At 47.3% G+C, this 14,639-nt stretch carries 14 protein-coding genes; 5 read left to right on the plus strand and 9 right to left on the minus strand.

Annotated features, from left to right (window positions below):
• The first annotated feature begins 52 nt into the window (after window positions 1–52).
• The 3 genes from DNK57_RS01515 (at window position 53) to DNK57_RS01525 (ending at window position 3,987) form a co-directional block, all read left to right on the plus strand.
• Window positions 53–1,231: a glycosyltransferase family 4 protein gene (locus DNK57_RS01515; protein WP_192961293.1), complete on the plus strand. Its 1,179-nt coding sequence runs from the start codon at window positions 53–55 to the stop codon at window positions 1,229–1,231.
• Window positions 1,228–3,315, plus strand: coding sequence for a DUF6541 family protein (locus tag DNK57_RS01520; RefSeq protein ID WP_192961294.1), 2,088 nt, complete (start codon window positions 1,228–1,230; stop codon window positions 3,313–3,315). Before DNK57_RS01515 ends, DNK57_RS01520 begins: the two co-directional genes overlap by 4 nt.
• 333 nt (window positions 3,316–3,648) lie before the next feature.
• A complete protein-coding gene (locus tag DNK57_RS01525) occupies window positions 3,649–3,987 on the plus strand; it encodes a hypothetical protein (RefSeq protein ID WP_192961295.1) in 339 nt (112 codons plus the stop codon).
• A gap of 1 nt (window position 3,988) precedes the next feature.
• Here the strand turns inward: DNK57_RS01525 and DNK57_RS01530 are convergent, their stop codons facing one another.
• Genes DNK57_RS01530 through DNK57_RS01560 form a run of 8 tightly spaced genes read right to left on the minus strand, consistent with a single transcriptional unit; the run spans window position 3,989 to window position 12,266 of the window.
• Entirely contained in the window at window positions 3,989–5,065 is a 1,077-nt protein-coding gene (locus DNK57_RS01530; RefSeq protein WP_226890938.1) for a glycosyltransferase, read from the minus strand.
• A complete protein-coding gene (locus DNK57_RS01535; protein WP_192961296.1) occupies window positions 5,010–6,011 on the minus strand; it encodes a glycosyltransferase family 2 protein in 1,002 nt (333 codons plus the stop codon). The genes DNK57_RS01530 and DNK57_RS01535 overlap by 56 nt, the downstream gene beginning before the upstream one ends.
• 46 nt (window positions 6,012–6,057) lie before the next feature.
• The gene (gene glf, locus DNK57_RS01540; RefSeq protein ID WP_192961297.1) at window positions 6,058–7,200 is read right to left on the minus strand and encodes a UDP-galactopyranose mutase; all 1,143 of its coding nucleotides are present in this window, start codon (window positions 7,198–7,200) and stop codon (window positions 6,058–6,060) included.
• A 10-nt stretch (window positions 7,201–7,210) separates the two neighbouring features.
• A complete protein-coding gene (locus tag DNK57_RS01545) occupies window positions 7,211–8,077 on the minus strand; it encodes a glycyl-radical enzyme activating protein (protein WP_192961298.1) in 867 nt (288 codons plus the stop codon).
• A complete protein-coding gene (locus DNK57_RS01550; protein WP_192961299.1) occupies window positions 8,070–10,007 on the minus strand; it encodes a pyruvate formate lyase family protein in 1,938 nt (645 codons plus the stop codon). Before DNK57_RS01550 ends, DNK57_RS01545 begins: the two co-directional genes overlap by 8 nt.
• Window positions 10,004–11,266 carry an oligosaccharide flippase family protein gene (gene rfbX, locus DNK57_RS01555; RefSeq protein WP_192961300.1) on the minus strand — a complete coding sequence of 421 codons (1,263 nt, stop codon included), beginning with the start codon at window positions 11,264–11,266 and terminating at the stop codon, window positions 10,004–10,006. The genes DNK57_RS01550 and rfbX overlap by 4 nt, the downstream gene beginning before the upstream one ends.
• A gap of 57 nt (window positions 11,267–11,323) precedes the next feature.
• Window positions 11,324–11,497, minus strand: a complete 174-nt coding sequence (locus DNK57_RS08955) for a hypothetical protein (RefSeq protein WP_226890941.1) — start codon at window positions 11,495–11,497, stop codon at window positions 11,324–11,326.
• 1 nt (window position 11,498) lies between these two features.
• A complete protein-coding gene (locus DNK57_RS01560; protein WP_226890942.1) occupies window positions 11,499–12,266 on the minus strand; it encodes a glycosyltransferase family 2 protein in 768 nt (255 codons plus the stop codon).
• A gap of 135 nt (window positions 12,267–12,401) precedes the next feature.
• On the opposite strand from DNK57_RS01560, the gene DNK57_RS01565 reads away from it, so the two are divergent.
• Together DNK57_RS01565 and DNK57_RS01570 are read left to right on the plus strand one after the other, a co-directional pair.
• Window positions 12,402–12,992, plus strand: coding sequence for a hypothetical protein (locus tag DNK57_RS01565; protein ID WP_192961301.1), 591 nt, complete (start codon window positions 12,402–12,404; stop codon window positions 12,990–12,992).
• A gap of 5 nt (window positions 12,993–12,997) precedes the next feature.
• Window positions 12,998–13,588: a metal-dependent hydrolase gene (locus DNK57_RS01570; protein ID WP_192961302.1), complete on the plus strand. Its 591-nt coding sequence runs from the start codon at window positions 12,998–13,000 to the stop codon at window positions 13,586–13,588.
• Between the two features lie 416 nt (window positions 13,589–14,004).
• Here the strand turns inward: DNK57_RS01570 and DNK57_RS01575 are convergent, their stop codons facing one another.
• Window positions 14,005–14,628, minus strand: coding sequence for a hypothetical protein (locus tag DNK57_RS01575; protein WP_192961303.1), 624 nt, complete (start codon window positions 14,626–14,628; stop codon window positions 14,005–14,007).
• Window positions 14,629–14,639: the final 11 nt, after the last annotated feature.

Genomic DNA, 14,639 nt, shown 5'->3' on the forward strand with positions numbered 1-14,639 from the left:
CTACTTAAAGAATTTAGTGGAGCAATCCTCATCATAGCAAAAGGGGAATAACATGAAAATATGTTTTATTTCAAATTTATACCCTCCAGGAGTACTGGGCGGCGCTGAAATCGTGGTAGAAAAAATCGTCAGGGAACTTATTAAGAGAGGACACAAGATTATCATAATAACCACTAACGCTAACAAAGTTAAAGAGAAAACTAAAAACATTCAAACGTATAGATTATCATTAAATATTTACCCAATCCTAGATTTCCATAAACAAAAAATTATGAGGAGAATATCATGGCACATCATAGATCTCTTCAACATAAACGCCTACAAAGAAATTAAAAAAATCCTAAAAAAAGAAAACCCAGACATTATCCATATCCATAATTATAAAGGTTTGTCACCTCTCGCCTTCAAGGCAGCTAAAGACCTTAAAATACCATTAGTGTTCACGGCCCATGACTATTCAAGCATTTGTATAAGGGCAAATCTACTCAATGGAAAAGGAGAAATATGCGAAAATCCGCGAATACCATGCAAAATATACAACAAAATACAAAAATTCCTAATCCAAGATAAACCTGATATTGTAACTGCACCATCAGGATTCGTCATGAAACAGCTGGAGAATGCAGGACTTTTCAGTGATGCTAAAAAAATTGTTCTTCACAATCCCGTGGAGACCGAGACCCAGCCAGTTGAGAAGTCCTATGATACCCTGGACATCCTCTTTGTGGGTTCACTATCAAGGCACAAGGGACCTGATATACTCATAAGGGCCTTCAGGGAACTTGAAAACGATAATCTCAAACTTCACATCCTCGGTAAGGGCCCTGATGAGGACGAACTCAGGAAACTCGCTGAGGGTGATGATAGGATAATATTCCATGGGTTTTTAAGTGGTGATGAACTTATGGACATGTATCAAAGGGCTAACATGACTGTTCTTCCTTCCATATGGTATGATAATTCACCCATGGTCATATATGAGAGTTTAATGAATTCAACACCAGTCATTGCAAGCAGGATCGGGGGTATACCTGAACTTGTAAGGGATGGATACAATGGCTTCCTCTTTGAACCTGGGAGTGTGGTGGAACTTAGCAGAATCCTTAAAAAGATTTCAGAGGATCCCTCCATTCTTAAAGGACTTGAAAGGAATGCATATGAATCTTCACAGAAGTACAGTATCGAGGATCACGTGAAGAGACTAGAGGAGATCTACAGGGGATTACTATGAGGAAAGATATAATCTATATACTGCTTCTACTGTTAATCACGGACTTATCCATAATTTTAGATATTCCTATTTTAAGGCAGTCATTACCCTTCATATTCTTCACACTTATTCCTGGATACCTTCTTATTGGTATTTTAAGGCTAAGGCTTGAGTTCATTGAGGGTTCTGTTATTGCAGCATCTCTCAGCATATTCCTCTTAATGATAACGGGACTCATCATAAACAGCTTCTATCCCCTCATAAGGAGACCACTTTCACTCCTGCCCATATCTTTAGCCCTCAATATTCTCCTCCTAGTGCTGATGATAATCTATTATTTCAGGGGGGAGGAACCAATACAGTTTAAAACTCAGGGCAATCTATTTCCTGCGCTCTCATCCCTCTTTTTCCCTATCCTAACGGTTACTGGATCCTATCTAATGAATAAATACTCTGTTAACATATTACTCTTACTTGTTCTCCTGTCCATACCAGTCTACATAACCCTTTTAGAAGTTTTCAAGAAAAGGATTGGGCCCGCCACATATCCAGTCGCTTTATTCAGCATCTCTCTCTCCCTGCTCCTGATGAATGGTCTGCCATCAAATTATCTAATTGGGAGGGATATACATGGCGAGTTCGTCCTGTTTAAAATGGCCCTTATGAACCGTCACTGGGACATGCATCTCGGATTATATGATGCATACAATGCCTGTCTCTCCGTCACAGTTCTCCCAGTAGTCTATAAGGTCCTCCTTAAAGTTCCTGCTGTCTACATCTTCAAGTTTTACTATGGTTTCATAGGGACCCTCATGGCACTGGCAGTCTATCTGATATCAGAGAGGATACTCAAAAGGAGTGATTACGGATTCTATGCTGCCCTTCTATTCATCTTCCAGTTTTCATTCATTTATATACTCGGATGGTGCAGGCAGCTCATAGCCCTTGTTTTTTTCGCAGCAGCCATCATGGTCCTCACAGGGGACATGAGGCGGACCCATAAGAAACTACTTTTCGTTATTTTTATGGTTGGAACGATTCTCTCACATTACACAACAGCCTATGTTTTCTTTTTCCTTGCAGCCATAACACCACTCCTCGTCAGGGTAATGAAGAGATTTAAAGTTCCGGATAATTCCCGTGAATTCTTTGCAGCATCCCTTGCAGTGCTTTTCTTCGTTATTCTATTTGCATGGTATGCGCAGGCCACAGGTGCACCATTCAAATCAGCGGTCTCCTTCTTCACAGAGACCATAAGGAGTATGTCCGACTTTTTCGCAGCAGATATGCGGAATAACTCTGAACTTGCAGTTGTTGGAATAGGGATTTCCAGTCTCCCTAACCTTCTGAGCACAGTTGTCCATGACATCATCTTTGCCACAATTGGAGTCGGTGCACTTGCAGTTATACTTAAACCTGAATACCGTAAGGGACGGGAATACCTTGCCGCTGTCATTATCTGCATGGTTATTCTTGTATCATTCATTGCTCTCCCCTTTTTATCCCGGGGTTATGGGGGGACACGCCTCTTCACACAGTTACTTGTAATACTTGCGCCACTTTTCATTATTGGTGTTGATGCGTTGACGGGTTTTATAAGAAAAGAGAGATGGAGGATTCCCTCAGTCATTGTCCTGCTCATCCTTCTATTCTCATGCACAAACTACCTCAACTATCATTTCTATGGTATACCCTACTCCTACTCCTATGATGGTTCCGGTGAAAGACACTATGAGACATTCATATATGACAGTGAAGTCGCCGCTTCGAGGTGGCTTAATTACCATTACAATGAAGGTTCAGTTATTCATGGTGATGCCCTGACATTTTCGAGGATAATCTATGGTTTCAATGGCATTCCTAAGATAAATCCGCAATTCTTTAACGGGACGAATAATACTGAAAGTGGAGATTACATATATCTACGATACGTTAATTTACATGAAGGTCTTGTATTCTTGGATACTCCCTCAAAGCCTCCTGTATTTAATAATGGAAGCCTAAAAATAGATAATACGAAATCAATCAAACTTTATGGTGATTTGATTGATAAGAGGGATCTTATATATGATAATGGAGGTGCTAGATTTTTATGGACAATTTGAACTAGCAGGAAACCTTGTGATATGTTCATCCTAAACCGGACACTAATAAGGTTACTAAAATCTTTGTTCTGACAATAATAACATAGAAAATCTTCATATACTTCAAAACATTCTTATAATCTTGAAAGAGGGAATACTAAGCCAAGAGGTGACATCTAACGCATATGAAAACCTGATGATTAAAGCCACAAATAAACCTCAAAGCAGGTGTAGCAGGTCAGATAAATCTTTGAATATCGACCACCAACTTTTCGGCGGTTCTCATCTTTTGATAGTGGTGATAAATTTGGCAGTATTCATGTTTCCTTTAACAGCCCACGATGGACGTTTCCAATGTCATTAAAGGTTTATGGTGAGGAATCAATAATAGGCTTTGATGGGTCTAATCAGACGTTCATGGTGCAGGGAAAATGCGTTGATGGTTACCTGCCAAGGCAGCCATTGACCAAATTCAGAATCTTCAGGGACTCGGTTTCCATGGCATCCCATATTATCGGTTCAACATTGGGAAATTTCATAGATTTTGTAGGTGGCAGGAGAAAGAGGGCTCATGAACTCCTATTCAGGTCATTCATTGATCAGATTTTATATACTAAAGCAATGCCATATACAGTTGAAGAGGCCTACAGATCAACAAAGGTATTCCATGAAATAGTTAATGGCCTTAATTAATTCAATCTGTAAATCTTTTTCCCAACCTATTTTTCTTTTCATCTTCAATAGCTCTTAAAACTGTTTTAAATGTCTTTAATGTTCCAAAGAAAAAAAGATCATGAAAAAATATTAAAAGAAGAAACAGGACCCGGTTTAAATTATAGACGTATCTTCTAGTTACGAGGTATTTCTTTTCAAAATAAGATCTGTTGCGGATTCCATAGTAAACTCTGAATGTATTTGAAGGTGAAAATTTTGACAGCATGGTTCCATTTTTTCGGGGAATATCCCATGAAGTTTCAAGGTCCTTTATAATACTATCAGTGAGGAGAACTATTCTGCCTTTTCTGCATATAATCCTGTATGTCCACTCATGATCATCTGAATATAAATAAAGTTCTTCCATGGGATAACCAATCACATCCAGAAGTTTCTTATTAAAGAAAAGACCACCATATGGGGCCATGGGCACGGTAACTTCAGGGGGTAACCTTGGACGAGTGGCTTCATTTTCCCTTATTTTCCTTAAAATTACTGTTCTAACATAAAGGGGAATTTGGGATACGTGAAAACCAGAAAAACTGTTCTTTTTACCAGGAACTCCTTCTTGATTGTTTGATTTTATTGTCTTTAAATCAAATTTATCTTTTCTATAAGAAAGTAAAGCTAACCTCTCCTCTTTCCCTTCAAGGTCTTGGCTTTCCCAGAATTTTTTCAGGGTTTCCAGTGATCCGGGACAGGGCATATTGTCATCATCAAGTAGCCATATGAATTCACATTCAGGGTCATCGCGGGCCCTTTTAAGACCCCTCTTGAAGCCCCCAGCCGATCCGAGATTCTCAGATAAGTACAGCACATCAATTCTGTCTTTATTAAGTTTATGGTACTCTTTAAGTTTCTCTCTGCTCTCAGGTTCAGAGTTATTATCAACCACGATTACCTTATTTACTCCTTCATTGAGGGCTGCATCAATTACCTGTCTGAGTAGATGGAATCTGTTTCCGTAGGTCACCGTAACCGCCAAGATGTTATTCATATGATCACCCGTAGAGTATCCTGCGGGGTTTCTCATTATCAAATCTACCCCTGAGGCCATCAAGGTATGCATTTATGAGGAATTTCAAGCGCTTGTACTTGTTATCGGATAATAACAGTATCCCCCCTACCATCAACACAAAATTTCTAAATAGGGATACGTAGAACTTCACTTTTCTTTTAGAGTAGATAGTTCCAAGATATGTTAAATTTCTAATCCCATAATAGTTGAGCCATAGGTTTTCAAAGGGCACAATGTGACGGGTTTTACCCTGGAATTTCTTTTTTATTAATTTTTTTGAGGCCTCTTTATGCAGAATTATACTATCTGTAACTAGAATTATTTTTCCTTCATTCCTCAGTCTCATGCAATATTCAATGTCATCATGATGAATGAAAAATTCCTTTTTGGGAAATCCTATCCTCTCTATTTTTTTTCTGTTAATCAATATTCCCACGAAGGATGCGGTATCTATTTCCACAGAACTTTTTTTAGAATATAAATCTTCTTTTATGGGCTCCTGTATTAATGGGAAAATGTTTTCAAGGTTTGCATGCCCTCTGTGATTCAGGAGGATATTGTTACTCTTATCGAGAACAGTGGAGCAGACAGCTGAAACATGATCGAGTGCTTGATGAAGAAGTTTCTTTAGAGTATCTGGGAGTGGTTCGGCATCATCATCCATGAGCCATATCCAGTCGTATCTATCATGGAAGGCTCTTTTCACACCCTCATGAAAACCGCCCGCCCCTCCAACGTTTTCCTTCATGCGCACATAAACCACTTTTATTAACCTACCATCATGAAGGTTTTCTATTTTTGTCATCTCACTTTCTTGGGTTTTTATGTAACCTTGCTCTTGCAGCAGCTGTGGTGTTCCATCAGTCGACGCATTATCAATAATATAAATAGCGTCGAGAGGCCTTGTCTGCCTCCTTAAAGCCTCCAAACATTCAATTAACAACTTTTTGCGGTTGTAGGTCACGACCACTGCACAGACCCTCAATCTATCATCTCCTCACGCTTGAGTCCTTGTATGTTACGACAGACCCTCAATCTATCATCTCCTCAAAGACCCTGAGGGCCCTCAGCACTATATCATCCATGTCATAGTAGCGGTACTCTGCAAGCCTCCCCACCAGTATCAGGTCCTCAAATTCTCTGGCGAGTTCAAGGTACCCTTCATACTTCGCCCGGGTCTCATCTGTGAATACCGGGTAGAAGGGCTCGTTTTCCCCCTCCACGTGTCTGCAGGGGTACTCCCTCAGCAGCGTCGTCCTCCTGGAATCTGCCGGGTGGAGGTGTTTGAACTCTGTGATCCTTGTGAAGTCATAGTCGTTGGGGTAGTTCACAGTAGCGGCCTCCTGGAACCACTCCATGTCAAGGGACTCGAACCTGAGGTCCAGTGACCTGTAGGGTAGCTCACCGTACCTGTAGCCGAAGAGCTCATCTATCTTACCCGTGAATATGAGCTTACCCCTGAACTCAGAGCCCATGAAGTGGATCCTCCCATCCCTCAACTCGAGGACCTCGTCGTGGCTTGTGTTGAGCATCAGCTTTATGCAGGGGTGGTCCAGCATCCTCCCTATCATGGCTGTGTAGCCATCCACTGGCAAGGCCTGGTACCTGTCATTGAAGTAGCGGTCATCCCTTGACAGTACAATGGGGACCCTGGCTGTGACCCCCGGGTCTATATCCCCTGGTTCCAGGCCCCACTGCTTCATGGTGTAGTTGAGGAAGACCTTCCTGTAGACGTAGTCTGCCAGGAACTCTATGTCAGGGTCGCCGCATCCCATGAGCTCCATTATCGGGACCCTTGAACCGAAGCCGTACTCCTCAATCATCTTCTCCTCAAGCCTCTCCGCCAGTGATGGGGGGAAGAGCATCCTCAGCGAGTCCAGGTTGAATGGTAGGGGGACCCTGGTCCCGTCTATGGAGCCAAGGACGCGGTGCTGGTACTCCCTCCACCCGGTGAAAGCTGAGAGGTACTCGAAGACCTCCTCACTGTCTGTGTGGAGGATGTGGGGTCCGTACCTGTGTACCAGTATCCCGTTATCATCCCTTTCATCGTAGCAGTTACCACCTATATGGTTCCTCCTCTCAACCACCAGCACCTTCTCTCCCAGCTGGCTGGCTATCCTCTCGGCCATCACCGACCCTGCAAGTCCTGCGCCAACAATTATGTACCTGAACATTACAATGCACCTAAATTTTCAGATAATTCATCCTTATGGATTCTTTCTCAAGGAGCCACTTCAATTTTTTTATCTCATCATCCCGGGGGGCTGAGAACTCAGGCATCTGGAGGTTCAGACTCCGGTACTTCTCAAGTCCAAGCCTGTGTATACCCAGGACCTCAATGTAATCCACCCCAGATTCCTTGAGGAATCTGATGAGGGCCCTTATGTTCTCCCTGTTGAAGGTGTAGGGCTTCACCGCAGGGAACCTTATCAGGACCCTCTCATCTGAGAGCCCCTCAAGGTTCCTCCTGAAGACCTCAAGGTCGCCGCCTGTAACCTCCCGGCACCTGGCCTCATCCAGTATCTTCACGTCAACGATGAAGAGGTCCACCTCACCCCTTAACCTCCCAACTGATTCCATGGGGGCGAAGAGTGATGTCTCAACTGCTGTGTGGACGTCACCTGTTCTGGAGGTAACTTTCAGTATCGCCTCGGCCTGGAGGAGGGGTTCTCCCCCGGAGAAGGTGACACCACCGCCACTGGAGATGTAGTAGTCAAGGTCACGAAGGATGACCTCTGCAACATCATCTGCTCCCTTGACCTCACCGTAGACACCCATCGCAGCTGAAGGGCAGCTCCCGGCGCACTCAAGGTGTTCAGGGAACCTGAATATGTCCCCTGGTTTATCAAGGAAGCTGCATCTCCTCACACATTCCAGGCAGCCGATGCATTTTTCTGCCTTGAAGTAGACCTCCGGTTCCCCCCTTATATTTTCGGGGTTGCAGCACCAGGGGCACCTGAGGGTGCACCCCTTGAGGAACACCGTGGTCCTTATACCGGGCCCATCATGGACGCTGAACCTCTGTATGCCTGTTATCAGGAGTTCATCCACTGTAACCACCATGCCCTGAGTATTCGAGGGCCCTCCTCACCAGGAGGTCCCTGTACTCCTCTGGAAGGTCCCTGAAGTAGGCGCTGAATCCCCAGACCCTCACTATGAGGTCAGGGTATAATTCAGGGTTGTCCCTTGCCCTGAGTAGTATCTCAGGGTCCACCACGTTCACCTGAAGCTGCATTACACCCCTACGGAGGCCCGTCCTTATGAGTTCAATGAATTCATCCCCTGCACGGTCCAGGAATGGTCTGTCAACCATTATATCAACAACACCACCATTGAAGGCCTTCCTGTAGTCCAGGGCCGCTGCAAAGTTGAGGACCTCTGTATAGGACATCCCTTCGGTGAACCTGATGGGGGAGATGTGGACACCGAGGGGGTCACCGGAGCGTCTGCCATCAAAGGATGCCCCTGTGGATTCCCCCACCGTTATGTAGCCGGGTGAACTTAAACCGAACTTGTATCTTCCCTCGAGCTTCTCATCCAGCATCTGGATGATGGTATTTGTCAGTTCCACCACATCATCCTCATCCATGCCATACATGGGGCCCATCACCTCAAGGCTCACCCTCAGTGGTTCTGCGGACCTGAAATCCTCCCTGAGCACATCTTCAACCTCACCGATATCCATGATTTTCTCATCATAGCATAGCCTCCTTATGTTGAGGAGGGAGTTTACCAGGTTCCCCATCCCCACTGTCAGCACTCCATTGATGGAGTAGGCCGCACCCCCCAGGGCAATGTCCCTTGAGTTACTGATACAGTCCGGGAAGAGGAGTGAGAGGAGGGGTGATGGTTCATCCCTGACAGACTCCACATTATCTATAACTTCATCGATGTACCTGTGCAGTTCCTGGCGGTACCCTTCAAGGAGTTCATCGAATTCCCCCCTGAATCCATGGAGGGCCTTCTCAAGGGGCTCCAGCAGGTTCAGGTTTGCCAGGTTGTTCTGGTCAGAGGACCTCCCGGGGATTAGGGGCTCCCAGCAGGCAGATGTCCCGTAGTTGAGGGCGTCGGATCTGCTGTAGTACCGGCTAAGGGCATCCACCATAACATCGTCATTGGAGAAGAGGGGATAACCGAGGCCCTCCCTGAGGCACCGGTAGCTGAGCTCCCAGATTTCATCGGGTGTTTTGCTGTTAACCCTGAGGACAACCTTGGGGTCAGGCAGTCTGAGCTCCCCCATGACCTCCAGGAATATCCCTGTGAGATCGTTGCAGTCACCTCCAAGGACGATGACCTGCCCTGTGTCACCTGGGAGGACGTTGCTCTTGAATTCATAGTAGGATGAGATGCTCAGTATGAAGTCCCTTATGAGTTCACGGGACTCCTCAGGATCCTCATGGTAGTCTTCTAGGATACTGTCAAGCCTTCCAAGGCCAATCAGGGGGTGACCATACATCCAGAGAAGGGAATTCATGAACAGTATGGACTGGAGGGCCTCCTCGAGGGTCTCTGCTGGCCTGAGGGGAACCCTTCCGAGTTTCTCTGCGATTTCAGGTGAATGTTCACGGCACCTATCCAGGTACAGCCTGACTGCCCTGAGGGATCTTCTCAGGACCCCGGTGTAATCGCCATCATGTGCCCGGTCTATCATATCCCCGATACCCTCAAGGCCCCTCTCAAGCAGGAACCCGTAGTCTGGTGTGAGGTTCCCGAGGCGCCTGTAACCTGGTGTCTCCATGACATGGATGCGGGTGTCTATGCTGTAGAAGAACCTTTCACCGGGATTGAAGTGTATGCGGGAGTTCCTGCAGACCTTCTCAAGCTGATGGACCCTCCTTTCCAGTATGTCCTTCCTGTGGGAGCCGATGATCCTGGTTTTAAGGGAGGGCCCCAGGCCCTGCTTCAGGTATAACGTGTAATAGGCCCTTAAATATGGAAAGAGTGGTGTTCTCCTGGCGATATTCAGCATGGTCTTCTTCATAATACTCCCATCCTTCTGAGTAGGATATACTCTATGATACCAATAATTATTTCGGTGGTGACAACTGCAACCGCGGCACCCATTGATCCCAGTAGCATGACAAGGCCAAGGAGTAGGCCGATATGCACCACACCTGCAAATATGACGATCCTCGTGAACTTCTCCTTGTAGCCGAAGGACACCAGTCCCTGGACACCCAGGATGTTGTTGACACCAACAGCAAAGACTATGAATACCAGTACCTGGAGGAGGGGGATGCTCTCAGAGTAGGCTGGACCAGCAAGTATCCCCACGATGACCGGTGCAAGCAGGGCGAGTGCAACAGAGAGGATAAAGGTCAGGGCCCCCATGAATACCAGCATCTTCCTGAGCTCATACCTGGCCCTTTCACGGTCATCCCTCTGGATCCTTGAGAAGTAGGGGTAGATGGCCTGACTTATGGGTGATACGAGTCCCTGGAGCGCCCTGGTTATATCCTCTGCCACGGCATAGTATCCGAGGGTCGCGCTGCTCACAAGGAGTCCCAGTATGAAACGGTTGGATGTGGTGTAGAGGCTTATGGCCAGGGTTGAGATGAAGAGGTGCCAGCCCTCAAGGAGCTGCTCCCTTATATCAGCCAGGGATGGAACCATGAAGTTCACACCGAATTCCCTGAGGACTATCCTCTGACTGTATAAACCCACCACTATGAATCCTGCTGAGTTTATGAGGGGCACGTAGAGGTAATCCCCGGGTCCCCGCACAATGATGAAGATGAGGGCTGTGTAGATGAGGGAGCTCACTATCCTCAGGATGCTTATGTACCTCATCCTCTCAACGCCCTGGAAGAACCAGGCCGGGAAGAGGAGGTTCCCAACCACGAGGCCGTAGGTGAAGATGTAGAGGAGGTAATCTGATCTGAACCTGTCGATGAGGAGGATCAGGGTGAGCATCGCCGTGAATGTCACCGTGAGGAGGAGGGTCTTGGTTGCCATCACCGAGCTGTAGATCCTGGAAACCCTTTCAGGGTCATCGCGGTGTATTGAGATCTCCCTGGTGGCTGAGAAGTTGAAGCCATAGTCCGTTAATAACTGGAAGTAGGCTATAAAGGCAACCGCGAAGGCGACCTTACCGAAGTTTGAGGGGCCCAGGACCCTGGTGAGGTAGGGGAAGGTTACGAGGGGGAGGAGGTACTGGACCAGCTGTATACCTGTGAGTGAGATGATGTTATCGAGGACCCTCCTGTGGTCCCTGTTTGAAAGAAGTGATGTTATCCTCATATGATCCTCCAGTACAGTTAAAGTGTCGTTATGCCGTTATCAGCAGTGCCCGGCAACCTAGAACTCTCCTGGCTCCAGGGTCCTCCCCTTTTTGAGGGTGTAACCCTCCCACAGTGCCCTTAGGAGGTACCTGAAACTGGATGGTTTACGTTTGAGGCATATATAGGCTGAGAAGCAGAAGGTTCGCAGTGGCCTCAGATACCCTACTGCCGGGTTCTCTCCGTACTTCATGTCAAGGTATACCAGGTTCCGCAGATAATAGAAGTCCTTCCAGCTGAATCCACCATCTCCAGCCACCTTTTTGATGAGGCGGGTCCCCTGATATCATATAGATGGGTCCATAGGTCTGCAGTCTTATGGCGTAGTCTGTATCATCTGCGATTATGAAGAGGTCCCTGTCAGGGTATCCTATCCTTTCAATGGCATCACCCCTTATGAGGGGCCCCTCGAAGGATATGGCTGCCACCCGGAAGTATTCCTCATTAAGGTCATCCTCAGTTATAACATTATATGTGAAGTGTTTGAGCGGGTTCCTGAAGTCAAAGGTTTTTGTTTCGAGGTTAAAGAGTGAGCCCCTGAAGAACCTGACGGGCGCAACTGCTGATACGTCTTCAGGGATTTTTTCAGCGGCTCTGAGAAGCTTCTCAAGGGTGTCATCCAGTGGCTCAACGTCGTCGTCCATGACCCATATCCAGTCATAGCCCTCAGTGTGTGCCCTCCTGATTCCTTCATGGAATCCCCCGGCTCCCCCTGTATTCTCTTTCATGCGGACGTAAACAGTTTTAACAGGGTTTCCTCCATGATCCTCTATGGTTTTTATGGAGCCATCAGGGTCGTCTATGTATCCCTTCTCCTGCAGTGAACCTGGTGTGCCATCCGTTGAGGCATTATCTACTATGTAGATGGCGTCAAGGGGTCTTTTCTGCTTTAGGAGGGCCTCCAGGCAATCCATGAGTAACTCCTTACGGTTGAATGTGACGACAACTGCACATACCTTCATCTTAATCTCCTTTCAATCCTACATTATCCCAGTTCATCAGGGGCTGTCTTAAGATAGGTCCCTATCTTTAATTAAAGTATCCCACCATCACATGCATACGAAAAATTTAAATAATATTACTTATTACTTTATTACATGGACTTAATAAAAATCGTCTCCTGTCTTGAGGAGGGCAACATCATACACTGCGGCGGGAACATCAGGGACACCTACCATGAACTCAGTGAAAGGGCACTGGAACTCAACCTCAAACCCGCCCTGGTCTACCTGGTATCACCCATGCCCCTCAAGGCAGGTCTCCTGGAGATAATAAGGGCCCATGAACCAGGTGCACAGGAAAAGCTGACCATCACAGAGATAATGACAGCCATAGCATCCCTTGAAAGGGAGACCTGGGTCTTCATGGACCACTTCGAGGACCTCACAGGGAAGGCAGCAGGCAAGTACCTCTGGCTCCACACCCACGGCAGGGTGAACTACATGGCCGGCCTCACAGGGACCTTCAGGGGGGAGGTCCAGCCCTTCTACTCAACCTTCAGGAAACTCAACCCCTCAGGCTGCCTAGACGGGGACTCAGTAGACGTCACGGTCACGGTGATGGCCATCATATCAGTCTTTGCCTCACTCTGCTACCTGAGGGTGGGCCTGGAGTACGGCCTCCTGGCAACCAGCACCATATGGTTCGCCCTCATAGTCTTCAGGACAATCAACTACATCGTAAGGTGAAACAGGTGAAGTTAAGGACTCATATAACAGCTGCAGTGGTTCTGTTCCTCCTGATAAACATCCTCTACCCTGTAACCTCAATCATCAGAGGGGCCCTCCTCGCCGGAGTTGCAGGCACACTCCCGGACCTCCTGGATTACCTCACAGGGAGGCACAGGGGCATCGGACACACACTCCTTATTTTACCACCCCTTCTACTCTATGCACTGAAGAGTCCAGATAACGGGATCCCGCTCCTTGCTGGAATCACATCCCACCTGATCATGGACCTCTTCACAGTCCACGGATGCCCCCTGCTTTACCCCCTCAAGGACACACCCTACCACTGCCTCCAGAGGAAGAAGAGGATAAGGACCGGGACAGCCGGCGAGTGGGCCCTCCTATCATTCCTCATAGCCGCCATGGTGGTGGCATCCCTGGTATCGGTGGGCGCCCTTGACGATGCAATCCATCCACAGCCACGTAACAGCAGCAGGGAGGAACAGTGCAGGACCATGACAGTGGAGATCAGGGTTGATGCAGACAGGGACGTCAACGTGACATCCTACCACACCAATGGATCAGAGAGCATCCTCGTGGACTTCAGGGATGACTGATGGACCAGCGGGGCCATTCATGATGTGTAAAAATTAATTGTTCCCTGGTAGTGGGTTCTCATTATTTGATATTACGAATTCATGACATGTAAAATTAATTGTTCCCTTCAGGAACCATGAACCCCTTTCTGGAAGAAAAGTAAGGAGGACTCTGGATTCCCGGCGTTCTCAATACACTGCACAGGAAGTATATGAATGACGTCACACCCATCAGTGGGATGGGTTATCATCGGTGTGCATGGTCCCCATATGTGGACTCCACAGATTCCCCCCCAGAAGGCGGAGCCCTGAGTTAAAAGGGCCCTCAGGGCATGCAGAGTTCACAGGTGCGGCTTCCTGCCTGCCGGAAGTAGCTGTATCCCCCAGGGGTTCACATGTAAAAGTCCTTCTTAACCCTGGGGTTGTCACCTGTGTTTTCACATGTTGAAGTCCTTCTTAACCCTTCTGGCCTCCCATGGCTTCCCCTGGGGGTGGTATATGTAGTCTGCACTCAGAACTATACGTCCATTCTCTGGCCTCAGGGTGAAGTTCCCTCCGAAGAAGGTCATAGCACCGTTTATCCTGAAGTCCCCCCTGAAGTTCCTGCCGTCATTGCTGAAGTTCCCGCCACCATCCCAGGCGGCGCAGGTCATCCTGTAGTGGCCCCTCAGTGGGGTCCTGAACATTGCAGACTTCAGGTCACCCCTCAGCAGCGAGTAGATGGTGTCCCAGGTGACGTCGATGTGGTCTATGTGTCCGGTGCCCCTAAGGCCGCTCTCATTGTAACATATGCGTGTACCGTTGACCTCATGGGTGTCGAAGTTCTCTGCCCCCGGGAGGACTATGCTGAATCTGAAGTCCCTCCCCCTCCCCTCTATGGTGTAGTAACCACCCAGGGACCCCTCACCCGCCTTACTGGCGGGTACCGAGGTGTAGGACGTGTAACTGTAGGGTATCTGTGAGAATATGGCCTCATCAAACACCTCCACTGCAAGCACACAGGATGTCAGGGCCACAAGGAGGGCCGCTGTGATGATGATGGTGACCTTTTTTTTATCCATAATGTTTCTCC

Source organism: Methanothermobacter thermautotrophicus (assembly GCF_014889545.1).
Taxonomy (GTDB): domain Archaea; phylum Methanobacteriota; class Methanobacteria; order Methanobacteriales; family Methanothermobacteraceae; genus Methanothermobacter; species Methanothermobacter thermautotrophicus_A.

What these genes read in the sequence shown, in the direction of transcription:
- DNK57_RS01515 (WP_192961293.1), top strand. Translation starts at nt 53, where the DNA reads ATGAAAATATGTTTTATTTCAAATTTATACCCTCCAGGAGTACTGGGC.
- DNK57_RS01525 (WP_192961295.1), top strand. Translation starts at nt 3,649, where the DNA reads ATGTCATTAAAGGTTTATGGTGAGGAATCAATAATAGGCTTTGATGGG.
- DNK57_RS01520 (WP_192961294.1), top strand. Translation starts at nt 1,228, where the DNA reads ATGAGGAAAGATATAATCTATATACTGCTTCTACTGTTAATCACGGAC.
- glf (WP_192961297.1), bottom strand. Translation starts at nt 7,200, where the DNA reads ATGTTCAGGTACATAATTGTTGGCGCAGGACTTGCAGGGTCGGTGATG.
- rfbX (WP_192961300.1), bottom strand. Translation starts at nt 11,266, where the DNA reads ATGAGGATAACATCACTTCTTTCAAACAGGGACCACAGGAGGGTCCTC.
- DNK57_RS01550 (WP_192961299.1), bottom strand. Translation starts at nt 10,007, where the DNA reads ATGAAGAAGACCATGCTGAATATCGCCAGGAGAACACCACTCTTTCCA.
- DNK57_RS01575 (WP_192961303.1), bottom strand. Translation starts at nt 14,628, where the DNA reads ATGGATAAAAAAAAGGTCACCATCATCATCACAGCGGCCCTCCTTGTG.
- DNK57_RS01565 (WP_192961301.1), top strand. Translation starts at nt 12,402, where the DNA reads ATGGACTTAATAAAAATCGTCTCCTGTCTTGAGGAGGGCAACATCATA.
- DNK57_RS01530 (WP_226890938.1), bottom strand. Translation starts at nt 5,065, where the DNA reads ATGGCCTCAGGGGTAGATTTGATAATGAGAAACCCCGCAGGATACTCT.
- DNK57_RS08955 (WP_226890941.1), bottom strand. Translation starts at nt 11,497, where the DNA reads ATGAAGTACGGAGAGAACCCGGCAGTAGGGTATCTGAGGCCACTGCGA.
- DNK57_RS01560 (WP_226890942.1), bottom strand. Translation starts at nt 12,266, where the DNA reads ATGAAGGTATGTGCAGTTGTCGTCACATTCAACCGTAAGGAGTTACTC.